General features: G+C 52.9%; 17 protein-coding genes and 1 tRNA gene. 16 read left to right on the plus strand and 2 right to left on the minus strand.

Annotated features, from left to right (window positions below; genetic code table 11):
* Positions 1-156: 156 nt before the first annotated feature.
* The 10 genes from ABXT62_RS02615 to ABXT62_RS02660 all read left to right on the plus strand — a co-directional run bounded on the left by ABXT62_RS02615 (position 157) and on the right by ABXT62_RS02660 (position 14,073).
* Positions 157-1,017 carry a leucine-rich repeat domain-containing protein gene (locus ABXT62_RS02615; RefSeq protein ID WP_415356991.1) on the plus strand — a complete coding sequence of 287 codons (861 nt, stop codon included), beginning with the start codon at positions 157-159 and terminating at the stop codon, positions 1,015-1,017.
* A 602-nt stretch (positions 1,018-1,619) separates the two neighbouring features.
* Positions 1,620-3,038 (plus strand): fibronectin type III domain-containing protein, encoded by a 1,419-nt coding sequence (locus tag ABXT62_RS02620; RefSeq protein ID WP_415356992.1) that lies wholly within the window; start codon positions 1,620-1,622, stop codon positions 3,036-3,038.
* 250 nt (positions 3,039-3,288) lie between these two features.
* On the plus strand, positions 3,289-3,498 hold the full coding sequence (locus ABXT62_RS02625) for a hypothetical protein (RefSeq protein ID WP_415356993.1): 210 nt from the start codon (positions 3,289-3,291) through the stop codon (positions 3,496-3,498).
* Between the two features lie 376 nt (positions 3,499-3,874).
* On the plus strand, positions 3,875-5,527 hold the full coding sequence (locus ABXT62_RS02630; RefSeq protein ID WP_415356994.1) for a hypothetical protein: 1,653 nt from the start codon (positions 3,875-3,877) through the stop codon (positions 5,525-5,527).
* A gap of 129 nt (positions 5,528-5,656) precedes the next feature.
* On the plus strand, positions 5,657-6,907 hold the full coding sequence (locus tag ABXT62_RS02635; protein WP_415356995.1) for an imelysin family protein: 1,251 nt from the start codon (positions 5,657-5,659) through the stop codon (positions 6,905-6,907).
* Positions 6,908-6,918: 11 nt separating this feature from the next.
* Positions 6,919-9,108, plus strand: a complete 2,190-nt coding sequence (locus tag ABXT62_RS02640; protein ID WP_415356996.1) for a TonB-dependent receptor family protein — start codon at positions 6,919-6,921, stop codon at positions 9,106-9,108.
* Between the two features lie 19 nt (positions 9,109-9,127).
* Positions 9,128-10,066, plus strand: coding sequence for a sterol desaturase family protein (locus tag ABXT62_RS02645; protein WP_415356997.1), 939 nt, complete (start codon positions 9,128-9,130; stop codon positions 10,064-10,066).
* Positions 10,067-10,308: 242 nt separating this feature from the next.
* A complete protein-coding gene (locus ABXT62_RS02650) occupies positions 10,309-11,352 on the plus strand; it encodes a Fe(3+) ABC transporter substrate-binding protein (RefSeq protein WP_415356998.1) in 1,044 nt (347 codons plus the stop codon).
* On the plus strand, positions 11,343-13,037 hold the full coding sequence (locus tag ABXT62_RS02655; RefSeq protein ID WP_415356999.1) for an ABC transporter permease: 1,695 nt from the start codon (positions 11,343-11,345) through the stop codon (positions 13,035-13,037). The genes ABXT62_RS02650 and ABXT62_RS02655 overlap by 10 nt, the downstream gene beginning before the upstream one ends.
* Positions 13,030-14,073 (plus strand): ABC transporter ATP-binding protein, encoded by a 1,044-nt coding sequence (locus ABXT62_RS02660; RefSeq protein WP_415357000.1) that lies wholly within the window; start codon positions 13,030-13,032, stop codon positions 14,071-14,073. The genes ABXT62_RS02655 and ABXT62_RS02660 overlap by 8 nt, the downstream gene beginning before the upstream one ends.
* Before the next feature lie 59 nt (positions 14,074-14,132).
* Here ABXT62_RS02660 and ABXT62_RS02665 read toward each other — a convergent pair whose 3' ends face one another.
* Positions 14,133-15,236, minus strand: coding sequence for a choloylglycine hydrolase family protein (locus ABXT62_RS02665; RefSeq protein ID WP_415357001.1), 1,104 nt, complete (start codon positions 15,234-15,236; stop codon positions 14,133-14,135).
* A 394-nt stretch (positions 15,237-15,630) separates the two neighbouring features.
* Between ABXT62_RS02665 and ABXT62_RS02670 the strand changes: the two genes are divergently transcribed.
* Positions 15,631-16,566, plus strand: coding sequence for a tetratricopeptide repeat protein (locus ABXT62_RS02670; protein WP_415357002.1), 936 nt, complete (start codon positions 15,631-15,633; stop codon positions 16,564-16,566).
* A gap of 172 nt (positions 16,567-16,738) precedes the next feature.
* On the opposite strand, the gene ABXT62_RS02675 is transcribed toward ABXT62_RS02670, so the two are convergent.
* Positions 16,739-19,135 (minus strand): fatty acid cis/trans isomerase, encoded by a 2,397-nt coding sequence (locus ABXT62_RS02675; RefSeq protein ID WP_415357003.1) that lies wholly within the window; start codon positions 19,133-19,135, stop codon positions 16,739-16,741.
* Positions 19,136-20,147: 1,012 nt separating this feature from the next.
* On the opposite strand from ABXT62_RS02675, the gene ABXT62_RS02680 reads away from it, so the two are divergent.
* From ABXT62_RS02680 to rbfA, 5 genes are all read left to right on the plus strand, one after another.
* Positions 20,148-20,224 (plus strand) — tRNA-Met (locus ABXT62_RS02680).
* An 86-nt stretch (positions 20,225-20,310) separates the two neighbouring features.
* The gene (rimP, locus tag ABXT62_RS02685; RefSeq protein ID WP_415357004.1) at positions 20,311-20,766 is read left to right on the plus strand and encodes a ribosome maturation factor RimP; all 456 of its coding nucleotides are present in this window, start codon (positions 20,311-20,313) and stop codon (positions 20,764-20,766) included.
* A gap of 29 nt (positions 20,767-20,795) precedes the next feature.
* Positions 20,796-22,289 (plus strand): transcription termination factor NusA, encoded by a 1,494-nt coding sequence (gene nusA, locus ABXT62_RS02690; RefSeq protein ID WP_415357005.1) that lies wholly within the window; start codon positions 20,796-20,798, stop codon positions 22,287-22,289.
* A gap of 53 nt (positions 22,290-22,342) precedes the next feature.
* Positions 22,343-25,009, plus strand: coding sequence for a translation initiation factor IF-2 (gene infB / locus ABXT62_RS02695; protein WP_415357006.1), 2,667 nt, complete (start codon positions 22,343-22,345; stop codon positions 25,007-25,009).
* 24 nt (positions 25,010-25,033) lie between these two features.
* On the plus strand, positions 25,034-25,432 hold the full coding sequence (gene rbfA / locus ABXT62_RS02700; protein WP_415357007.1) for a 30S ribosome-binding factor RbfA: 399 nt from the start codon (positions 25,034-25,036) through the stop codon (positions 25,430-25,432).

Here is a 25,432-nt window from a genome sequence, read left to right on the forward strand (position 1 = left end):
GCCAAGACTCCGCCAGGTGTCTGGGCTGTTGCGGGTGCAGAGCAGACAGTTGGAGGCGTTTTTATCGACTAGACCATAGGGTTTCCCCTATTTAGCAGCGCAGTCCAGATAGGATATACTCCGTCATGCAAAGATTGATCTGCGCTTGGAGATACAATGGGACACACAACAATACGCCGGCTTTTAGCCCCGCTAATTTTTTTTAGTTCTGTGCTGCTATCGGCTCAGGCTTTGGCCTTTGATGTCGGTGGCTTCAGTTATGATGTCCTTAATGCAACTGATGTCGAAGTAACGGGCCGCGCAGCGGGTAACACTGACACGGACATAGTGATTCCTGCCACTGTTGTGTATAGCGGAATCACTTACGACGTTAAAACCGTTGGGTATGCTGCTTTCGACACCAACGCCCTCACCAGCGTGATTATTCCAGACAGCGTTACGACCATTGGGAGTAATGCTTTCTACGGGAACGCCCTCACCAGTGTGACTATTCCAGACAGCGTTACGACCATTGGGGATTCTGCTTTCCCTGGCAACGCCCTCACCAGCGTGATTATTCCAGACAGCGTTACGACCATTGGGAATTTTGCTTTCATTGACAGCGGCCTCACCAGCGTGATTATTGCAGACAGCGTTACGACCATTGGGAATTTTGCTTTTTACAATAACGCCCTCACCAGCGTGACTATTCCAGATAGCGTTGAGGCCATTGGGCTTGGTGCTTTTGGCTTAAACGCCCTCACCAGCGCGGTCTTTGGAGGCAACTTTGGCGGCTTTCAACTCGACATGTTTGAATACAATGCCGATCTAGCGACCATCACCTATGCGCAGGGCGCTTCGGGATGGGATGCTCCGCTGCGGGTCTTTACGGCTGACACTGGCCCAACAGGAAGTGTCACTGCGGAAGCAGCAGCTTCATCAGCAGCAACGCCCGTCCCAACCAGTCCACTGTGGCTGTTGGGCATCATGGCAGGACTGCTGTCGCTGGTGGGCATCAGGAAACTTCGTAAAGCCTGAGCCTTCTCAAGTCCGCCTAGTGCGGGTTATTGACCCTCATGGATATTTTGGTATATTGCTTTCAAATAAATCACGGAAGATGCTTCTAATGACTAACACTTCCACAGCTTCAGCATCGGCACCAACCTGTCTTACGACGATGCCTTTGACGGACGAGTATCGGCGGATATCACTTATCGCTTTAGTGGAGCAAGTACAATAGCAAAACGTAAAGACGTTCAACAGCAACATATAATCAATGACTTAACATCAACACTAAGCAATCGCGATGTGCGGGTGCACGACTCCGTTAACTACTGCGTTCGTAACGGAGTAGGAGGCATTAACTGCATCCCCGGATGTTTGGTTTCGGTTCCTGTGTGGATTAACAATAAACCCTTACCCGTATGTATAGTTGATAGTAAATAATAAACATGCGCTGCGGCCCATAGCCGACGTCCCCCACCTGGCCCCTGTGGTGCGCAAAAGGGGCTTGTCTGGGTTGTACGTTTAGTGTCTCACTCGACCACAACAACACTGCTCTCAACCCCGCAGCACCGATGCGACCCATCGGAATTCAAGTGTTATAATCCGCCGCCAATAAACCACGGCAAGCTCTTGTTATGAAACTAACAGCACCACAGCGCGGCGTACTCGCCTCATTCGCATTCTTGCTTATTTCGATGCTATCGGCTCAGACTTTGGCCTTTGATGACGGTCGCTTCCGTTATACCGTTACAAGTGGAACGACTGTTGGAGTAACGGGTGCAACAAGGAGTAACCGAGACAAAGACTTAGTGATTCCTGCCACAGCTTCGGATGATGGGACAACCTACAGCGTTACGAGCATTGGGGGTTATGCTTTCTACGTCAAGGCCCTCACCAGCGTGACTATTCCAGACAGCGTTACGAGCATTGGGCAAAATGCTTTCTACAACAACGACCTCACCAGCGTGAACATTCCAAACAGCGTTACGAGCATTGGGGAGAGTGCTTTCCAAGGCAACACCTTCACCAGTGTGATTATTCCAGACAGCGTTACGAGCATTGGGAAGCGTACTTTCGCCGGAAACTTCCTCACCAGCGTGACTATTCCAGACAGCGTTACGACCATTGGGGAATATGCTTTCCAGTACAACGCTCTTACCAGCGTGATTATTGGGAACGGCGTTACAACCATTGGGAAGCGTACTTTCTACAACAACGACCTCACCAGCGTGAACATTCCAGACAGCGTTACGAGCATTGGGGAGAGTGCTTTCGAAACCAACGACCTCACCAGCGTGACTATTCCAGCCAGCGTTACGAGCATTGGGGGTTCTGCTTTCTACTTCAACGACCTCACCAGCGTGATTATTGGAAACAGCGTTACGACCATTGGGTCCTTTGCTTTCCAAAACAACGCCCTCACCAGCGTGGTTATTCCAGCCAGCGTTACGAGCATTGGGGAGTTTGTTTTTAACAACAACGCCCTCACCAGCGCGCACTTTGGAGGCAACTTTGGTGACTTTCAACTCAACATGTTCGATGTCAATCCCAACCTGACGACGATCACCTACTGTGAAGGGACAACGGGTTGGCCGCAGGACTTTAGCAATGGCTCGACCACGATCACAGCGACGTCGATAGTTTGCTCGCCACCGGACGCCCCGACCATAGACTCGATAACGCCAGGCGCCGGTCAGCTTACCGTCGCCTTTACCCCGGGGATTGACAATGGCTCGCCAGCTTCCCGCTACACAGCCTCCTGCCTCCGTGTGGTGGGTTCGGGGCGGATTCGGGTAGACGTAGTTGGCCCCACGTCACCTATTACAGTCCCCTCGATGTACAATGGCGACACGTATGAGTGTTTTGTAACAGCGACGAACATTATAGGAACGAGTCCCGCATCTGCAACGAGTGAACCATTCGTTGTCGGGGGCCCAGACACCGTCGCGCCGCCGTATAGCGCCACGCCTGTCCCAACCAGCCCACTGTGGCTACTGGGCATCATGGCAGGACTGCTGTCGCTGGTGGGCATTAGGAAACTGCGTAAAGTCTGAGTAAGCTCGCTCGGCGAATGCAATAAACAGCGGCTCCTTCGGGGGCCGTTTTGCTGTGAGGTGTTCCTACGCTAAAAGCGATATAAGAGTGGAGAATTACTTAGCATCATTAGCACAGCGGACCGACGACAACGATGGCTATTATGTCGAAATCAGTGGTGTGGACTCCATCATCGGCAATCCAATCAGAGTGGAATGGAAGCCGATGAGCGATAAAATGAGAGCGTAATGCCACGAGTTTAGGCGCAGGATGTTATTCATCAACATTGCCACAGGAGCCACTGCCAGCTTTTTGCAGGAGATGCCAGAAGAACTCCGAGACCACAAGAAGATCACCACCGAGCTCATGGAGATTCCACAGGACTGGATCGAGCAGATACCAGACCACTTGAATAAGGCGCCGTTGCAACAACCACTGAAACGACTAACGGAGGAGGTTGTATCCTTGTCGCGAAGGTGAGCCAGGGGCCTATCGAGGATGTTCTGATCCTCAATGCAAGCGATGACGTTGCCGGATTCACCGCAATGACCACAAACCTCGATATCGATATTGAATACGCGCTTGAGTCGGTCGGCCCCAGACCTTGCGACGTTTTGGTCAGCGGGTGAGCGAACTTTAGTACCCGTGATTCCGTGGACACCGCTGCAGCGCGCTCTAGCCTCACTAGCGAGAAGGCCCGGTCGTGCAAAAAAACTTACCCTGACGCGCTAAATAATGTTGCGAATGAGAATGAGAATGTTTATCATTAGCGCCAGTGTCGACAAAAGTGAACCGGGGAGGCCCCGGTCGCCGGCAAACAACGCGCTTGTATTAATCATTTAGCTAGGAGCACCACATGAATAGTCAACGCCTTTTTGGCCTAAGCCTGATCTTCATCAGCGCACTGTCACTCTCAGCTTGTGGTGGCGGTGGGGGTAACAATGATGAACCCTTTATCAACCCCATTGAACCGGTAGATCCGGTCGCTCCCCCAGTTGTTGACACAGACAATGACACCATACCAGACGTAACTGACAACTGTGTCAACGATCCCAATACCGACCAGGCTGACGCCGACGTGAACGGTGAAGGCGATGTTTGTGACCCTATGCCGACTAACTATGCCTTTGAAAACGCCAATGGCGCCAGCACGGTGTCGTACACGGGGCAGACCGCTCGTCAGATACTGCTCAGTGACCTGGTCACCAAGCTGAATTCACTTGAGCGCAGTGCAGACAATGTGCCTGCACAAGTGGCCAATGATCTCAACTTCTATATCTGTCTAGATGCTGACATTCGCGACGCAGACTATCCACCGACTTTTAAGCTTTCTGACGATGGGCTGATGATTGGCAACAGCACCATGGAGGCCAATGATAGGCTGGTCCCAGCGGATGTATCCAGCGGCAAGAGAATTTGTAATAAGATCGCGGGTGAAGATAAAGCGGATCATATTTTGGGCGGTGAGTTTTTTGGCGGAACCGCCGCAACGCCGCTGCTGCAGATTAATGAGTGGGTGGCTCTAGTCGCAGAGGAATCTGCCGACACCACCGACACCATTTCTACCGCCACGGGAACGGCTAATATCGGAACTCCGTCAATTTCTGAAGATGGTCGGAACTACCGTCAGCTTCTTCAGAAATTTATCTTAGGCGCACTGACGTTTTCTCAGGGAACCGCGGATTACTGGAGCATTGATTATGGCTCCGATAGCAATCTGACATTGGCTGAGGGTAAGACTTATTCCGAGGGCGCCCACGACTATGATGAGTCCGTTGGTTACTTTGGTATGTCACGGGCCTACGGTATAATGTCTGATGCAGAGATCAAAGACCCCGGTTATGCAGATAATATCGTGGTTGATGGGCTGATTGATGTCCGCAGCGAATACAACTTCGGCAATTCGCAAAACTGTGCGAAGCGAGACTTAGGCTCGGCGGACAATGCAAATCCCACGAACTTTACAGGGGAAGTCGTCAACGCAATCATCATAGGCCGTCAAATCCTGAATAATGCGCAAGCTGATGCAACGGAAACATCACCGGGCAGCTTGAGTCCTGACGCGGCAGCAGCGCTGGCAGTGCAGATCGAGATCGCCGCACTGACGTGGGAAAAGTGCATCGCCGCCACGGTAGTGCACTATATCAACGACGTACAAGGCGATATGGCCAATTTCGTTGGTGATGAGTTCGCAGACTTGGATAATTTCAAGGATCTGGCCAAACACTGGAGCGAAGGGACTGGTTTTGCACTGGGCTTGCAGTTCAGCCCGTTCTCACCTTTTCGTGACGCAAGTGTCCCAGGCATCGATGTGAATTCCTTGAAAACGATACTTCAACTATTGGGGACAGCCCCGGTGCTGGCCGACGGTACGCAAAACGGTCTATTGTTCAATGGAGCCAGCAGTCCTGCTGCGGCCCGGGAGGACTATCTGGCAAACTTGAATCAAGCTCGCGATATACTCCAAAAAGCGTACGGGTTCGATGCTACAAACGTTGCTAATTGGTAAGTCTGTGGAGCAGTCTTTAAGTAGGCTGCTCTTTCACTAGCAGGAGATCGGTTCTCCTGTCATTCGCTGCGGCGAAACTTCAGGCGCGAAAGCGCCTTTCTTGCGATCTAAAAGAGGGTATTCCACACCATGTCTTTCTGTATCAGAGCAACGCTTCTAACGGTATTCCTGGCACTTCCACTGGTGGGTTGCGTGGATGGCAGCACTGGCGGCTCCGAGTCTGACAATTTTGACGCGGACGCCTTTGACTTCACTGCCATGTTTGCCAACTATGCCGACAACATTATTTTGCCGAACTACGAAGCCGTAACAACACTGGCGACAGATATCGGGGCCGAATCTGGACCGATCTCAACCTATTGTCAGAGCATCGGCACCGCGAATGAGAGTGCCGCTGTTGGCGCAGCCAAGAACGCTTGGGACGACTTGATGCTGGCAATCCAGCAGACGGAAATGCATATCATTGGACCGGCAGCCAGCAATGATAACGCGTCGCAAAACCGTCTCAACTCCTTCGCCACCGGCAGCCTCAGTCTGTGCGGTGTGGACCAGTCGGTGGTGCAATCGGCGGAAAACGCCGGATTCGATATTGAAAGTAAAACCGTCCGCCAGCGCGGCATTGGTGCTTTAGAATATCTGCTGTTCAACCCAGACCTGGCACAAAACTGCCCCAGCCAGATCGTTGAAACAGCCGATTGGGACAGCCGGCCCGCTGAACAGCGCCAATTATTGCGCTGTGAGTACGCCATCGTCGTCGCGACGGATATTGCTAACACCGCTGCAGGGCTGCGAGACGCTTGGTCTAGCGATGACGGCGATTACCGCAGCACCTTCATCAACCCGGCGAATACGGTCGACAGTCTCGAAGCACTGTCTGACGGGCTTTTCTATCTCGATTACGGTGTCGCGGATCTCAAATTGGCTATTCCCACTGGCATCAGCGATGAGTGTCTCGCGTTGTCTTGCCCTCAGAGCGTGGAGTCACCGTACAGTCAATACTCACTGGACAGTATCAAAGCAAACTTACAGTCCTTTAATATTTTGATGACGGGCGGATCCGGCCTGGGCTTCGACGACCTTATCGACGATGCCGGAGTGCCTGCGCTTAACCAGCGCTTTGCAGATAATACTGCGGCAGCCATTGCCTTGATCGACACTGCCTCTGAGTCACTTTTTGAACAGGCGACGGCAATCGATTCCAGCGCCGCGGAAATGGAGTGCATGAATGACTACTTAAACGCTAACCCGAGTTCACCGGGGCGTTTTTCTGCGTGTACTCTTCTAGGCGCGATCAAGCTGATTGTCGACGACCTGAAAGTGGGCTTTGTGGCCGTGATTGATGTGGACTTGCCCGACAGGGCCCAGTCCGATAACGACTGAGAGGAAATAACGTGAAACATATCATCAAAAGTCTGTCTGCTGTGCTTGTGCTGGGTGCTGTGGATGTCATAGCGGCCGATGGCCAGAGCGACGACGCATTCGACAAGCAATTTATGGAGGAAGTCATCGTGTCGGGCGGCAAGGAGGGTGCTCGCACCATGTCCGGCTCCGCGTATGTGCTGGACAAGGCAGACCTAGAACAATTTGACTTTTCCGATCTGAACAAGGTGCTGTCAACGATACCTGGCGTCTACATCCGTCAGGAGGACGGCTTCGGATTGCGTCCCAATATTGGTCTGCGTGGCGTCACCAGTGAACGCAGCCAAAAAATTACCCTGATGGAGGACGGCATCCTGATTACGCCGGCGCCATACTCGGCCCCGGCAGCTTACTACATGCCCAATGTGAGCCGTATGAGCACACTCGAGGTTGTCAAAGGACCGGCGACTATTAAGTACGGTCCGAATAATGTGGGAGGCTCTGTCAATCTGGTAACGCCTGCGATTCCCGATGAACAAACGGGCTTTGTCGATCTGGGCGCCGGCAGCGATGGCTATGAGAAGTATCAGGCTTTTTTTGGTGACCGGATCGGTGATTTTGGCTATTGGATTGACGGACTGCGCTTTGGCAGCGACGGTTTTAAGGAGTTGGATACGGGCGGGGACACGGGGTTTGAGCGCAACGACATTAACGTCAAATTGCAGTGGGTGCCGGACGACTTTTTAGGGGTGCCACAGCGCTTTATCTTGAAAGCGGGCTACGCTGATGAGAATTCCGATGAGACTTATCTCGGCCTGACGCAGCAGGATTTTGACAACAACCCACTGCGCCGCTATGCCGCCAGTCAACGGGACAATTTCGACTCAGAACACCGTCTAGTGAATCTGGACCACGGTTTGTATTTGACCGAATCGCTGACGATTGGCACCCAGATCTATTGGAACCATTTCAAGCGATCCTGGAACAAGCTGGACGGTTTTGTGGAAGGGCCCAGTCTGAACGACATCTTGGAGCAGCCAGATCTATTCCCGCGTCAGATCGATATTATACGTGGTGACATAAACTCTAATCCGGTGGCCACCGACACGCTGGGGGTTACCGACAATGACCGCGAGTATGAATCTGCAGGCATTCAGATGGCGGCCGACTATACCGTCGATTATGGCGAGTTTGCACACAACGTTGAAGTGGGTTTGCGCTATCACTACGACTCCATCGATCGCGACCACTTGTCTCGCAGTTACCTAATGAGCGACAGCGACATGGTCAGTGACGGGATTGAGCGCGGCAACAAAACGCTTAACGACGCTCACACTGATGCTGTCGCCACTTATTTACGCGATACCGTGGACTGGCGAGACTGGAAGTTCAATGCGGGGATTCGGTATGAGTATATCGATAGTCACTTCAATGATGAACTGAACAACCGTCAGAGCCGCAATTCTCAATCTCTATTAGCACCGGGCGCAGGAGTGTTCTGGCAGTATACCGATCAGCTTGGTTTTCTGTTGGGCATCAATAAGGGCTTTTCACCCACTGGGGCTTCTGCCTCGAGTAATGTGGATGCAGAAGAGGCGATTAACTTCGAATATGGCCTGCGCTACGACACCGAAGTGCTGCAGGCGCAGGTGATTGGTTTCTTTAGTGACTACGACAATCTTATCGGGCGTTGCCGTGCCAGTGACAGCGGCTGTGAAGTCGGTGAGGAATTTAACGGTGGTGAAGTACAGATTGCCGGTCTTGAGGTGTATGGCAATTATCTTGTCAACGCAGGCGGAGCCGTCGAGTTTCCGATCAATGTCAGCTACACCCATACGGAATCCTCGTTTCAGACGTCGTTCGACTCCAGCTTCTCCCAATGGGGGAATGTCAAACAGGGCGATGCGCTGCCTTATCTGCCTGAAAACATCGGCCGGATACAGTTTGGTGCCGAGGCTGCGCGATGGGAGGCTTTCGCTGCAGTGAGTTATCAGGGCGAGATGAGGGATAAAGCCGGGCGAGGTAGCTTTGATGACGTCATCCATACAGATGAGTACACAACCCTCGACCTGTCCGTCTTGTGGCGGCCCTCCGACGCCTGGTTGGTGCAGTTCACTGTTGACAATGTCACTGAGGAAGAAGCCATCGTCTCTTGGCGACCTTTTGGCGCGCGCCCCAATTCTCCACGTCTTTATCGGGGCCGTGTGAGGTATACGTTCTAATGCAGCGCAGACTGTCGCTATGATTGAGCTGGCAGACCTTTTTATAGCGCCGTTGCAGGGGCCAGTGGATCCAAGCAAACGCCTGTTTTGGATGTTCTTACTCAGCTCTATACTGATGGCATCGCTGGCGGTGAGTTGGCGTAACCGACAGTTTAATCTAGCGCGTCAGGTGTCTGCACTTTTTTCTAAGCAGTATTGGTTGCATCGATCCAACCTTACCGATGCCGGTCTGCTGCTGTTGAATCATGCGTTACATATCCTGCTAATCATTCCTCTGGTAGGCAGCTATTTGGCGGGCACGGTGGCTGTGGGTAGCGTGATGCAAAGCCAGTTCGGCGATGCGCCAGACTTGCCGGGGTCCACACTTGCGGTGGGGATAGCCTACACACTGGTGTTATTTTTAATGGAAGACCTGAGCCGCTTCGGTCTGCACCGAGCATTCCATCGGTTTCCCTTGCTATGGCACTTTCATCGCACGCACCACAGCGCCACGAATCTCACACCACTCACGGTGCACCGCGTACACCCCGTGGAATCCTGCGCCTATTTTTTTCGCGGTTTCATTGTTTTCAGCGGGGTCAGTGGCTTATTTCTGTACCTGTTCGGCGGTCGCCTCAGCGGTATCGACATACTAGGCGTAGACTGTCTTGGCTTCCTGTTCAACTTTTTTGGTGCCAATTTGCGGCACACCCCGATCTGGCTGGGGTTTGGCCGACTGGAGCGGCTCCTCATCAGTCCGGCACAACACCAAATTCACCACAGCGTTGCGTCGCACCACCGGGGCAAAAACCTCGGCAGCTGCCTGTCTATCTGGGATCGACTCAGCGGTAGTTGGTTGGCTTCCGGTGCCTATCAGCAACTCGAATTTGGGCTGAGCCCACAAGCCGATATTGAGACTGCGCGCGAGGATAGGGCGCTGGGCTATCGTTTGCCGGCTCGTCTGACGGTGCCTTCTTAATTGGGTTGAGCCTTTACTATCCTGTAGTCTAAGATTGATCATCCAATCAGAGGCTAGGCATCGATATCAATGTGTCACTGAGAGACGCCGCCGCCCGCGTCACGACGGGTAATGGCAAGAAGAACGCAATAAGGCCTGCGGTATGATCGGCGCAGGTTGTACTTGATGAGTGCAATGGGCACTTGCTTCCGGTCTTCAAATGAGAATAATTGGCATTCTCAAAAAACCAAGGACGTTCCACTATGCTTACTGCTTTCTTTGCCCGCCGGGCGCGCCACCTGCTGATCGCGCTGGTCCTTGTTTCGTTCAGCCTTGTGGCGCCGGCATTTGCCGCCGATACCGTCAATGTCTATTCAGCCCGCAAAGAGGCGTTAATTAAGCCTCTGTTGGACAGGTTCAGCGCCGAGACCGGTGTCACCGTGAATCTTGTCACCGGAAAAGGTGATGCCCTGTTGACCCGATTGCAGGCCGAAGGGCGCAACTCCCCAGCGGATGTGCTGATTACGACGGATGCGGGACGCCTTTATCGAGCTCAGGAAGCCGGTGTGCTGCAGGCAGTCGAATCTGACACACTGCTGCGGGAAGTTCCCGCCCATCTGCGCAGTCCCCAAAACCAGTGGTTCGGGCTGTCGGTCAGGGCGCGTGCGATTGTCTATGCCACTGACCGAGTGAACGCCTCCGAGCTGAGCACCTATGAAGACTTGGCCGATCCGCGCTGGAAGGGACGTATCTGTATTCGCTCCTCCAGTAATATCTATAACCAGTCACTGGTAGCGGGTATGTTGGCGACGCAGGGTGTCGCTAGCACAGAGGCATGGCTGGCCGCGTTCGTGCCCAACTTTGCGCGACCACCCCAGGGGGGCGATCGCGATCAGGTGTTGGCCGTCGCCGCCGGTCAGTGTGATATTGCCGTGGTCAACAGCTATTATCTGGGCGCTATGATTACTTCCGGCGAACCGACACAGCAGGCGGCGGCCGAACAGGTGGCAATTTTTTGGCCTAATCAGGACGGCCGCGGCACGCACGTGAATATTAGCGGAGCGGGCGTGATCGGCGGCAGTAAAAACCGGGCCCAGGCCATCGCCCTCATCGAATTTTTAGCGCGCGATGACAGCCAACAGTGGTATGCCGAGGCCAACAATGAGTACCCGGTGCGCCCTGATATTGCGCCCAGTGCCCTGTTGCAATCTTGGGGTGAATTCAAGGCAGATCAAGTGGATGCCAGCGAATTGGGGCGTCTAAATAGCGCCGCGCTGATGGCCATGGACCGGGCACGTTGGAAGTAGAGGCTACTTCCATAGCGGTCGCCGTCGCTGGCCCTACCCGCTGGCAGCGGATCGCTGGCACCGATACAGTGTGGCGCCTGTGTCTGTTACTGGGCGCGGCGCTTATCGCGCTGCCTGTCGTGGTTGTTGTAGCGAGCCTATGGCAACCGTATAGCCCCGTATGGCAGCATCTGCTGGATACGGTGCTGGCCGATTATGTGGTCAACTCCCTGTTGCTGATGGCAGGTGTGGGCCTTGGCACCTTGGTGCTGGGTGTGAGTTCTGCCTGGCTCACCGCCATGTGCGAGTTCCCGGGGCGTCGTTTCTTTACTTGGGCCTTGCTGCTACCCATGGCAATGCCTGCGTATATTATTGCTTATACCTATACGGGTTTATTGGATTTTGCCGGCCCCCTGCAAACCGCCTTGCGTGACACCTTTGGTTGGCGTTATGGGGAGTACTGGTTCCCCGAGATTCGGTCACTGGGTGGGGCGATCTGCATGCTCTCTTTGGTGCTCTATCCTTACGTCTATCTGCTAGTGCGCGTGGCGTTCACAGAACAGTCCACTGCGCTGCTGGAGGCCAGTCGCAGCCTCGGTCGCGGCCCCTGGCGCACGTTTTTTGGTGTTGCGCTGCCGGTGGCGCGGCCGGCGATTGCTGCGGGGGTCAGCCTGGTGCTGATGGAGGCGCTGGCAGATTATGGCACGGTGGACTATTTTGGCGTCAGTACCTTTACCACCGGCATTTTTCGCACCTGGTACGGCCTGGGTGAGCTGACCACCGCGGCCCAATTGGCCTCTTTGCTGTTGCTGTTTGTCTTTGTGCTGTTTGCTCTGGAACGGCTTTCACGGCAGCGCCTGCGCTTTCACCATGGCACTGTGAGCAAAGCGATACAGCGCATTCCTCTGCGCGGTTGGCGCGCGGCTGGCACCCGTGCTTGGTTGGCGCTGATATTGCTGGCGGCTTTTGTCATACCCACTACTCAGCTGGCTTTGTGGGCTGGGACCCATTGGCGCAGCAGTGTAGATGCAGGTTTCATGACTCTGGTTAGCAACACGTTTATGTTGGCGGCGATTGCCAGCCTGTGTTGCTTGGCAGTGGCGCTGTTTCTGGCCTACGGCAAGCGGCTATTCCCGGACTGGCTGACGGTGGCTGCTGTGCGCACTGCGGGCATGGGGTATGCTGTGCCCGGTACCGTCATTGCAGTGGGGGTATTGATTCCGTTTGCTTGGCTGGATAATCATATCGACCTGTTGATGCAAGAAAACTTTGGAATGCCCACGGGGCTGCTGTTGAGTGGTTCGCTGGCAGCGCTAGTGTTTGCCTACGTGGTGCGTTTTTTATCGGTATCACTGCAGACGGTGGAGTCCGGCCTATCGCGAATTGGCAGCAGCCTCGATGAATCTGCGCGTTCACTGGGCGCCAGTGCCGGCGGTGTACTGAGGCGAGTACATTTGCCCATACTGCGAGGCAGCCTGCTGACGGCGTTACTATTGGTATTTGTGGATGTGCTGAAGGAGTTGCCTGCGACGCTCATTTTGCGGCCATTCAATTTCAATACCTTGGCGGTGCGTGCCTTTGAACTCGCCTCCGACGAGCGGCTTGCCGCCGCTGCTACCCCCGCTCTGGCCATTGTGTTGATAGGCCTATTGCCCGTCATTTTACTGAACCGGGGTATGACCGCAGGGGAGGATGGCCATGGCTGAGCATCTGAAACTGCGTGATGTGTCGGTGCACTACGGCGCTTTTACCGCTGCGCACAATGTCTCCCTGTCCCTGCAGGCGGGTGAGATCGGTTGCCTGCTGGGACCCTCTGGCTGCGGTAAGACCACATTGCTGCGCGCCATCGGTGGTTTTGAACCGCTGTCGGCTGGAGAGATAAGCCTGCAGGGGAACACGATCAGCGGCGTCGGTAACACACTCCCGCCCGAACAGCGCCAGGTGGGTATGGTGTTTCAGGACTTTGCTTTGTTCCCGCACCTTGATGTCGGCCGCAATGTGGCCTTTGGTCTTAGTTATATGAACCGCTCTCAGCGCGCCGCCAGAGTGTCGGATATGCTGGAGCTTGTTGGGCTGGGTCAGTCGGGCAGGGCTTACCCGCATGAGTTATCGGGAGGTCAGCAGCAGCGCGTGGCCCTAGCCAGAGCACTGGCACCAAAGCCGCGTATTGTGCTGCTGGATGAACCCTTTTCCGGCCTCGATAGTGAACTGCGAGAGCAGTTGGCGGGCGAGGTGCGGCAACTGCTGCAGCGTAATCAGATGACAGCGCTGTTGGTGACCCACGATCAGCATGAGGCATTTGCCATGGCCGATCAGATAACGTTAATCAATGGCGGTACCGTGGTGCAAAGTGGAACACCTGACGATTTATACCATCGCCCCATCGACGCGTTTACCGCCGGCTTCATTGGTGAAGGGGCGGTGATAGCGGTGCAGGTGAATGGCGACGGGACCCTAGATTTTGGTCTGGGGTTGTTACAGGCTCCCGGTGCAGCGCAGTATGCGGGCCGCAGCGCGGGGCTTCTGCTGCGGCCGACGGATATTGCGTATGCCGCGCACAGCAGTGTCAGCCTGCCCGTTGCAGCGCGCGCGTTCCGTGGCGCCCAGTATCTGTATCAGCTGCAATTGCCCGATGGCCAGCTTATTCTCTGCTTAGCTCCGGTAAACACTCATGTTAGCGTCGGCGAGTCGCTACCGGTAAGTTGCCATTTGGATGCACTCTCACTGTTTGAGCCGTCCTGAAATGGCATAGTGAAAATGATCCACTATCTTGACAAACAACGGCCCCAAGTCAGCCGAGTTTATTTTAAGAGCTGTGAGGTCATGTCGTTATTAGGGTAGGGCAATTGGTCTACCGCCCACGCCATTGATTTCCCCGATGTAAATACTTGGTTTAAATCTATCTCTATGTAATTGGTGCGGTTGGAATAATTCGCTATCTTCATGCGGTTATTTTTCAGATCCTTTAGGTTAACCCACTGCGTGTAATCAGAGACAACCTCTTTGCCAGCGGTACTTCTAGAGACCCCCTTTGGTATATCCACGTTATTAAGCAAATGCGCCATTAATTGAGAGGCATCCGCGCTTTCATTAGGCTGGTATGCGAACTGGCTTAGATAGGCTGCTCGCACAAAGCGACCCGGTGGTGTGTAATCTGCTGATAAACCCATCAATCCCCCGCCCTGACCAATTTCCGTAACGTTAGTGCCATTGACAACGACCGAGGGTGTTGCCGTATTCGTCAGCGAAAGATAGTTGCGAATATTATTAATGTGCCAATCATACGTTGGAGCATTCGTCAGCACATTGGCTACGTTGTCATGAATGACCATTTGGCCCTTAACAAACTCCACAATCATGCTGTCACCGGTGCGATCGGTCAAAACAAAATGCAACCATGGTGGCGTTGGCGATCCCTTGATTTCACTTGGGTTATACCAAACCTTATACTTTGGCAATTCTGCTTTTAATTCTTTTACAGTGCTAAACATACCCAGAACTAATGTTCCAAAGTTGATAATCGAAACATACTCTTTGTCTTGAGGGGTTATTTTTTGATACTCCGTAAAGCCCGGCAAAAAATTTCCGCTGAGACCTAAGCCAACTTCGTTTTGACCCTCAAGAATTGCTGGGGATCCCTCTAACACAGCCGGGTAAATGCCTGCGAATGCATACTTAGTCGAGAGCTTTTTTGATGGCAGGTTTAGAAAATCCGGAGCGCTAATTAATACAGGGCTACCTTGAGGCTGAGCCAACAGGGTCCACTTCATATCAAAAGCCCACTCCATAGTACGGCCCGCAATAACCGTGCCGTCTTTAGCTTTCAAGTTAATCGCCGTACAGGCGTTTGCTAGCGGCGCAAAAATCATTGATATCGCCACAATACTGCTGAGTAATGTCTTCATATGATGTCCAATAAATAGTTTTTAACCGTTATTAATATACGCACTAACTTGACCTTCAGAATCAATTCATTGCAACGATTGATTCCTTAGGCCCGCAGCTTAAGTGACGCCATGATGGTGTTGCTCTGACGGCGTTTAAACACAGGGGTTATAGCGTTAGAATGCTCGCTGGCGCGCGCGTGTTCGGCAGTCCATATAAAGAATGCTTAAGACAGTAAAGAGATAATAATTACGTGCTTATCCAGTTTAAAGCACTGCAGACCCGCCTGCCGTAATCTGGGGCAGACCGCTATTTTGATTCGTCCGAGTCTGTCAGGCTGCAGTTAATCGTGTATATTTGTGGTCTGCCTTCGATTCGCACGGATGGCCAACATTGAGCTTCAGGACGTTAAAGATGACGAATATTGGTGCAAGTGCTAAAGAGCGAAGTATTCTGTTGATAGTGCGAACCGGTGTGTTGTGGGTCGCAGCCGTCATGGTATTGTCAATCGCTCCGGAAGCAAAAGCTGACGATTGGTCTCCCGAAAAAATAGCAGAATACAGAGCCGCTGCCGCAAAAGGTGAAGCATGGGCTCAATCCAATCTAGGCATTGCCTATGCAGAAGGCATGGGTGTTCCTGAAGATGATGCTGCGGCTGCGAAGTTGTACACCAGGGCTGCAGAGCAAGGGCATGCTCAGGCTCAAAACAACTTGGGCCTTATGTATGACTACGGGGACGCTGTGCCTGAGGATGATGCGACTGCTGCGAAGTGGTACACCAAGGCTGCAGAGCAAGGGAATGTCGATGCGCAATACAATCTGGGTAACATGTATAGGTTCGGTGAAGGTGTGCCTGAAGATGATGCTATCGCTGCGAAGTGGTACACCAAAGCTGCAGAACAAGGAGATGCCCAGGCTCAATCCAATCTGGGTAACATGTATGACAACGGTAATGGTGTGTCTGAGAATGATGCCACTGCTGCGAAGTGGTACACCAAGGCCGCAGAGCAAGGAAATGTCGACGCTCAATACAATCTGGGTAACCTGTATAGATTCGGTGACGGCGTGGCTCAGAATGATGCCACCGCCCTGAAGTGGTACACCAAGGCGGCAGAGCAAGGGGCTGCGGGTGCTCAACTCAATCTGGGTCTTATGTATGCGAAGGGTGAGGGTGTGCCTGAGAATAATATGCCTGCGTATATGTGGATAAACCTAGCGGCAGCGCAAGGGCATGAGTATGCAAAAACACTGAAAGACAGAATCAAAGATGGAATGACACCTGCGGACATATCAAAAGCACAGGCATTAAGCCGTGAGTGTTTGGCGAAAAGCTATAAGAATTGTGGCTAGGTTGGCAGCGAGCTGTTTCTCAGAAAAATGATTCTTTTTTTAAAAGGGAAGTTCATCTCGGCTCCCTGACGTTAAGGCGCGCCTTAGAGGAGCTTCAAAGAGGGTCCCTATATCAACCTCAGGGTTCCTGTTTGATCTGGAGAGATCACCGACCCACGGTGGCCAAAGCCTATCAATACACTGAATCAGTTAGGTCGTAATAGGACAGATCAAACACACCAGCATCCTGCTTTCGATGGGTGAAATTCCAGTCGTTGAACCAATCATAGGTCGACCAGAAATTGGCCTGGTTGCGCAGTACCGCGTAACGATCTCGAAATTCAAGAAAATCAGACATTGATTGCACGTCACGCAGTTGCTGAACGAAAGCGGGTGTTTGTTCGACGTCGATTTCCATAAAGAGATTGGGAAAACCACCCACCACGTCCGGATATACGCTCATGGTATACAGGTCGGGAAGTTCCACCCCATTCTGAAAAAGAATCGTGTATTGGGTTTCATAAACGCGGTTCAGCACCAGGGTATAGAGCCGAGACTCTTTCCCCTGCTTGACTCTCATGACAATCATGCTTGGCATGTAGCGCGGAAACTTATAGTCGGTAGTGACGGTCATCGTCGAGATAGCCTCGACCCACTCGTCGAAATTAGAAACGCCCTTCTCAAGTGGATAAGGCTTCTTGACCCACGGATTGAGGTGGTCGATGGGTCCAGTAATCGTGGAGCCCATATGAGCCTCAATATTACTCACTATCCCCACAAGCGGATGCGCGGGATCGTTGTTCTTAATCGGAGACGGCTGGTCTTTTGCGGCGAAGCTTGTCAGGTGAAGTCCCACATCGCCAATCCCTTTACTCCAGCTGTTGCGGGTTTTTTCACGCATGTCTTCAGGTAGAAATAATAGGAAGTCGTCCTCAAATTCCTGCCGCAAAAAATTAAAGAAGCCTACGGTCTCAAGCTTTCCGGTGTCACTTCCCCAGTATTCAAAGTGCGCCACGGTGTCGTAATAGATACGCTCAAAACCGCTGAAGCCCATGACCCACTGGCTTCGCGGAATCCCGCCCTGCCGCCCGGTCATGACCCAGGTATTGCTTTCATGGCGAAGGATCGTGAGCCAGGCATTCTTGTTTGTCTTATTCCCGTCCCAAAGTGCATCAATCGTGTAGCCGTCCGGAAAGAGCCGCTCCACCGCCTTTCCATAAGCGGTGTCATAGCGTTCATTCCCAATGGGCGAACGATCCATTAAAGCCTCCCAATCGCCGAGCCCCAACTGCGGGTCGAGCACCGATACATCATGGTCTGGATCCATGAAATAGACCCAGAACTGGTCCTTAACCGCGTAAGTAGCGATCTGCCCCAGGCAAACAGGGCCCGAAGTAATCCCCGCTACGATGACCGCCGAGTTCTCGATCAGGAAAAGATAGCGGGACTTCTCTGGAATGGCTTGATACATGACGAACGGATTGCCCACATCCCAGGGTGCATCAAAGCCTTCATCCTTGGCCCACTTCCTATCAAAAAAGACCGATTCCAAATGGGCAATATCGCTTCGCCCTAGTTGCCAAATAAAATGATTTTTCTGAACGGGCCGAGACGTCATCTTCTGCAGTCGATAATAGAACTGCTCGACGCCCGCATAGGTCATCGGGTTGTCATAGGGGTGCGGAGAATCAATTACCACGACTTTCGGTGTGGGTTTGCCGGCTGCGACCTCTTTGAGTGAGTTGCCGGCTGTCTTTGAACGCACCAACTTGAAGAGCTCGCCCGTGCTTTCATCCAGCGTGAGGGTCGAGAGGTAGACATGATCAAAGATATAGCGGGAAACCAGCTGGTGTTGCGCATCGGGCTGATTGAAGAACGCCTCCCAGCGAGCCACGATCTCCGGGTTGGCCAGAGCGGAGGCTTTTGATAGATCCGCTTCGGTGGGTCCAGGTGAGCCGGCTGAGACCCACTGCTTAATCTGCGCTAGCTGCGACTCATCCAATGCCGGAAGCCCATAGGGCATGCCCTCGGCTGGATTGGCGGTCAGGTGGGACGCAAGGGCGTCGGATGTACTCTGACAAGAATGTTTGTAGCGGTGGTTGCTCGACATTAACGCTTTCCGCGAAAAGCCCGGCTGATTGTTCTGATGCCCCACAGTCACAAGTTGTGAGATCATCGATCCCGCTAGATTTTCGGTCGCATTTCCCCCTCGCGACACTATTGGGTAAAAACCATCCTTGCGCCACCCCTCAGTCGTCGCATGAACGTCCATCCCTGTTCGCTTAAAATTATCAAAATGTAACGAATAGGGGTTTCTTCCGAAGCCCCCTCGCTCGACAGCACGAAAAGAAGAAAGCTTCACATTGCAGGGCGAACCAATGCAGCCGTGACAGGCGATGCACCGATTGTCAAAGAGCGGTTGAATTTCACTGGCATAAGTGGCCGATGCGCCGGGCGTCGGCTCTGCGACAGCTACCTTTTCACTGGTATTCGTCCCGGCGACCGAAGAACTATCGCTGCAGCCTAAAGCCAGCGCCGAGAATATCAGCACGAAAAAAAGAGAGCCGAATGGCTTGAGGTACTGAGGCATCGTTATGATTCCCTTATTTAACAAGTTCGCCGTAAAATATTGCGATCGCTCTGGTTTCAGTAAGGAGTAGAGTCGACGCCGCTTCGACTCGCCCGCAGAAAATCTGGCATCACGTCAAAAATACTATTGCTGCTCTTCATCTGGCCCTCGGAAAGCTGATTGGAAACGACAATCATTAGATTATAAGGAAAGTAAACGGGTTGTGTCGAGCATATTGTCTAGTCCGGCCTGGTCAGTGAGGAGGCAAGATGATGCTCGTCTAGCGAAGGATAATGCGAAAGGACGCTTAGCCTTCAGTCGAGGATGGGGTCGACGCGAGTAGTTTATAATGCCCACATACTGATCGCAGTACTTCAACTGCGGCAGGGGCGCTGGTGCCTAGTTCTGGTGTTCAAAAACGGATGTTGAAAAAGAGATCCTAGGGCTAGGATATGTCTGCTAGACTATTCGGCCTCACTGATGGAGTCACGCTATGGTTGGGCAGTTGCAGACGGTGCTGAATTGGGTTGGGTTTATATGCCTAGTCTATATGGCTACGTTCGCCATGATATATGGTGTTGGCATGGAAATATTCAGTTTAGAAATTCCTCATCCTAACAGCTTTTTTATAGACCTATTCTTTATCAAGCTCGCCCTTTACCCCATATGCCTTTTGGCTCAATACATCATATGTGGCAAGGTCACGATTCTGCCGTGGAGGCCATAGATGCTAGACGGCATAGACGCCATTATAGACGCCATAGGGGACGCTGCAGCGGCGGAGGCTATTGCATCGACTCACCCTGTATCGTGAGTGACCCAGGCTAGTCAATCAAGCGGCTCGCTAATGGGCGCTGCGCTATTGCTACTGATAATCAGCCGCTGCCTGCAAAATTAGTCTATTTTTCGCTCTTCTCACGGTTGACCGGGGTAGTGGGCCTACCTATAATGCATCTCCTCGAAATTGGAGCCTAAATAAGTCGGGCTTCGGGTGTCAGTGCCGAGGGGCCTGTCACAGTCGAGTAAGCTTTGATGCGGGGTGGAGCAGTCTGGTAGCTCGTCGGGCTCATAACCCGAAGGTCGTCGGTTCAAATCCGGCCCCCGCTACCAATTAGCGCTGTTAGCTTTGGAGCTATAGTGTGAAATTAAAAGCCCCTTTTTAGGGGCTTTTTTGTACATGGAGAAAAGAACCGGCAGTGGCGAGCAAAGATCAGCAAATTGCGGAGATGTTGCAATCCACTGTGGTTGCATTGGGTTACCAGTTATGGGGTGTGGAGTACACGCCACAGGGCAGGCACAGTATTGTGCGGGTCTTTATAGACAGCCCTGCAGGCATCTCGGTTGATGACTGCGCTGGTGTCAGTGCACAGGTGAGTAGCATTCTGGATGTGGAAGATCCGGTTGCGGGGGAATACACGCTAGAAGTTTCCTCCCCCGGCATGGATCGGCTGTTGTTCAAGCTGGAGCAGTATTCCGGTTATGTGGGTGAGACGGTGGAGTTGCGTTTACGCAGTGCCTTTGAGGGGCGGCGCAGGTTCAAGGGTATTTTGAAAGGTATTGAGGGTGATGAGGTTGTGATTCAGATAGATGATCACGATTTATTGTTGCCTTTCGGCGCGATTGAAAAAGCGCGGGTACAACCCCGCATCTAAACGCGGCAAGTGAATTGGCGAGGCTTGAGATGACGAAAGAAATTCTGTTGGTGGCTGAGGCTGTCTCTAATGAGAAGGGCGTGTCTGAGGACATAATCTTCGAAGCGATAGAGCTGGCGTTGGCGACGGCGACCCAAAAGCGTTACGACGAAGAGGCGGACATTTTGGTCACTATTGATCGTACTACGGGCGATTATGTTTCCAAGCGTCGCTGGCTGGTTGTGCCAGATGATGAAATGGCGCTGCTGGGGACTCAGTTCACTACCGAGGAAGCCATAGAGCAGGATCCAAATCTGAAGCCCGGGGACATTTACGAGGAGGAGGTGGAGAGCATCGCATTTGGCCGCATCGCCGCACAGACTGCCAAGCAAGTGATTATTCAGCGAGTTCGTGACGCTGAGCGCGCACAGGTTGTTGACCAGTATTTGAGTCGTGTGGGTGAGCTTATTGCCGGTACGGTAAAAAAGGTAACGCGAGACAATGTGATTATTGATATGGGCAGCAACGCCGAAGGTCTGCTGCCGCGGGATCAATTGGTGGGTCGCGAGACATTCCGAGTTAATGATCGGGTGCGCGCTATTCTTAAGGAAATCAGTACAGAACCTCGGGGCCCGCAGTTAATTTTGAGCCGCTCATGTACAGAAATGTTGATAGAGTTGTTCAAAATCGAGGTGCCAGAGATTGCTGAGGAAGTCATTCAGATTCGTGCCGCAGCGCGCGATCCGGGCTCCCGTGCGAAGATCGCTGTAAAAACTAACGACCAGCGTATTGATCCAGTGGGTGCGTGTGTCGGTATGCGCGGATCGCGTGTACAAGCGGTCTCCAGCGAGCTCGACAACGAGCGTGTCGATATCGTGCTGTGGGATGACAACCCCGCACAATTGGTGATCAATGCCATGGCGCCTGCGGAAGTTGAGTCCATTGTGGTGGATGAGGACAACCGCACCATGGATGTTGCCGTATCCAAAGACAATCTGGCGCAGGCGATCGGTCGTTCTGGCCAAAATGTGCGTCTGGCGGCTCAGCTAACCGAATGGACTATTAATGTCATGAGTCTTGAGGATGCTGCTGAGAAGCAGGAAGCGGAGTCCACTGAAGTTATTCAGGTGTTTGTCGATGCCCTTGATATTGACGAGGATGTGGCCGGAATTTTGGTCGAAGAAGGCTTTGCCACACTGGAAGAAGTGGCCTATGTGCCTCTGGCAGAACTGACTGCTATTGAAGGGTTCGATGAGGATATCGCAGAGGAACTGCGTGCACGAGCCAAGGGCGCGTTGTTGACCCAGGCCATTGCGTCTGAGGAGGAGGTAGGCTCGCATGAGCCGGCCGAGGATCTCTTAACCATGGAGGGTATGGATCGCCACTTGGCCTACATCTTAGCTGGTCGTGCGATTGTCACCATGGAAGATTTGGCAGAGCAGGCGGTGGATGATCTCATGGACATCCCGGAGATGACTGAAGAACGTGCCGGTGAATTGATTATGACTGCAAGGGCACCCTGGTTTGCAGAGGCAGAAGAGTAACCTGAGATTGCACGATTAATTGCGCTACGACAGGATACCAAGGAGAGTATTGAATGGGTCAGGTGACAGTAAAGCAGCTCGCTGAAGTGGTAGGCGCCTCCTCGGAGCGCCTTTTGGCACAGATGAGAGAAGCGGGATTGCCTCACACGGGGGCAGAACAAGCTGTGTCTGATGAGGATAAGCAGACACTGCTGACTTACCTGAAGCAAAGTCATGGGGAGCCAGCGGATGCCCCCAAGCGAATTACGTTAAAGCGAAAGACTATTAGTACCTTACGGACCTCCGCGTCGCAGGGTAGAAAAACCGTCAATGTCGAAGTGCGAAAGAAACGTACCTATGTAAAACGCGATTCGGAAGAGTTGGTTGATGCAGAGGTGCCCGTTGATGGTGATTTGGCAGAACATGATCAGGAAGTCATTGTAGAAGTAGAAGACGTGTCTGCCCAGGCCGTGGCGGAATTAGAAGCTCAGGAAGCGGCGGCAGCTGAGCGTGAGCAACTCGCGGCGGCGGTGACCGAGTTAGAGGCCAGCGCGGAGGAAGATCCGGCTAATCTGGACCCAGAGGTACTGCGACAGCGGGCAGCGGCGCGCCGCAAGCTCAAGGAAGCCAATGAAGCTGTGTCCCGCCGGGATGCAGCTGATGCCCGCAAGGCAGCTGAAGATCAGATCAAGGCTGAAACGCTGGCTGCTAGCGAGGAGAAAGCGAAAGAGAGTGGCAAGCGACCGAAGCGTCTTCATGAGGTGCCATCTGCCGCACCTGGCGGGGATAACGATAGCCGCAAGCCTCGCAATAAGCTGGCTCGTAATTCACCCGCTGGTCGGGGTAAGCAGCGTAATCACAATTTATCTCTGGCGGATTTGGATTCTGAACCGGGAGCGGGTCGCCGTCGCGGTGGTCGTAAGAAAATCAGAACCTCGCACGAAGAACATTCCAAGCACGGGTTTGAAATGCCAACGGAAAGAAAAATGCAGCAAGTGGAAATTATGGATATGAATTCCATTGCCGATCTTGCGCAGCAGATGTCAGTTAAGACCGGAGCCGTCATCAAAGAGTTGATGAAACTCGGTGTGATGGCAAATATCAACCAGATGATTGATCAGGATACTGCGACGTTATTGGTGGAAGAATTTGGTCACGGCTTCAAACTTGTCAGCGCTGATGCGTTGGAGGAAAAGCTTGAGGAAGCCCTGTCACAGCGCGAAGGTATTGAAGAATCTCGGGCGCCAGTGGTTACCGTAATGGGGCATGTGGACCACGGTAAGACGTCGTTGCTCGATTACATTCGCAAGAGTCAGGTAGCGTCGGGCGAGGCTGGAGGCATTACTCAGCATATCGGCGCCTACCACGTGGAAACCGACCGCGGCATGATTTCGTTTCTCGATACACCGGGGCACGCCGCGTTTACTGCGATGCGTGCGCGTGGAGCCAAAAGTACAGATATTGTGATTCTGGTTGTCGCTGCAGATGACGGTGTTATGCCTCAGACTGAAGAAGCAGTCAAACACGCCAAGGCCGCTAATGTGCCTATTATTGTTGCGGTTAATAAGATTGACAAAGAGGGTGTGGATCCCGAGCGCATCAAGAGTGAATTGGCCGCCAAAGATGTCATACCCGAAGAGTGGGGAGGAGATACACAATTTATTCATGTTTCGGCTCAAACCGGTGAAGGCGTGGACGGTCTGCTTGATGCGATATTGCTACAGTCGGAACTGTTGGAACTGACCGCTGCGCGCGATATACCTGCACAAGGTATTGTGATCGAATCCCGTCTGGACAAAGGGCGTGGACCTGTCGCATCGCTATTGATTCAAAGTGGCACACTGCGCAAGGGCGACATCGTTCTTGCTGGCCTGCAGTTCGGACGAGTGCGCGCCATGATGGATGAAAATGGTCAGGTAATCGATGAGGCGGGCCCCAGCATACCTGTAGAAATTTTGGGTCTGGATGCTGCTCCTGCGGCAGGTGATTTGTTTGCGGTTGTCGAGAGTGAAAAGCATGCTCGTGAGGTCGCCGATTTCCGACAGGAAAAGACGCGCAATATGAAAATACAGCGTCAGCAGGCCGCCAAACTGGATAACATGTTTGATAGCATGACGGCAGTTGGTAGGAAAACGCTCAATGTGGTGGTCAAGGCAGATGTAAGGGGTTCGCTGGAGGCCATTCAGTCGGCTCTCCTCGAGATCGGGAACGACGAGGTTCAAGTGAATATTATCACTGGCGGTGTCGGCGGCATCACTGAGACAGACGTCAATTTGGCAGTAACTTCCAGTGCGGTTGTGTTCGGTTTCAATGTGCGAGCGGACAATGCAGCGCGAAGGTTGGTGGAAGCTGAAGTCATTGACATGCGTTATTACAATGTCATTTACGATTTGATCGACGATGTGAAGGCAGCTCTGACAGGCATGTTAGCGCCTGAATTGAGAGAAAATATTGTGGGTATCGCCGAGGTCCGGGACGTATTCAGTTCGCCCAAGTTTGGCCAGATTGCGGGTTGTATGGTGATCGAGGGAACCGTTCATCGTTCCAAGCCCATCCGCGTGCTGCGCGACAGTGTGGTGATTTATCAGGGCGAGTTGGAATCATTGCGTCGTTTCAAGGATGACGCCAATGAAGTGCGTAATGGCACGGAATGTGGAATCGGTGTGAAGAACTACACTGATGTCAAAGCGGGTGACCTCATCGAAGTCTATGAAGTCAAGGAGATAGCCCGCTCTCTTTAAGCGGTGTTGTAATGAGTATGATTAATGGCTAAAGAATACGCCAGGACACAACGCGTCGCCGACTATCTGCAGCGTGAGTTGGCTTTGCTGATTCAGCACCAAGTGCGAGACCCTCGTGTTGGTATGGTCAGCATTACTGGCGTCGACGTGAGTCGGGACCTCGGCCATGCCAAGGTCTACTACACGGCGCTGGACAGTAATTCGAGCGAGGATGCGAGTGAGTCTACCGAGGTGCTAAACAAGGCCTCTGGCTTCTTGCGCAGTCAGCTGTCCAAGGACAGCAATATGCGTACTGTGCCGAATCTGCGGTTTTATTTTGACGGCAGTGTGGGTCGCGGCCGTAGTTTAGAAGACTTGATCCAGCGCGCGACAGATGCAGACCGAGAGTTAGGCCTGCACAATGATGACGAGTCGAAGAGCTAG

Origin of the sequence: Halioglobus sp. Uisw_031 (assembly GCF_047729875.1) — a bacterium.
GTDB lineage: Bacteria > Pseudomonadota > Gammaproteobacteria > Pseudomonadales > Halieaceae > Marimicrobium.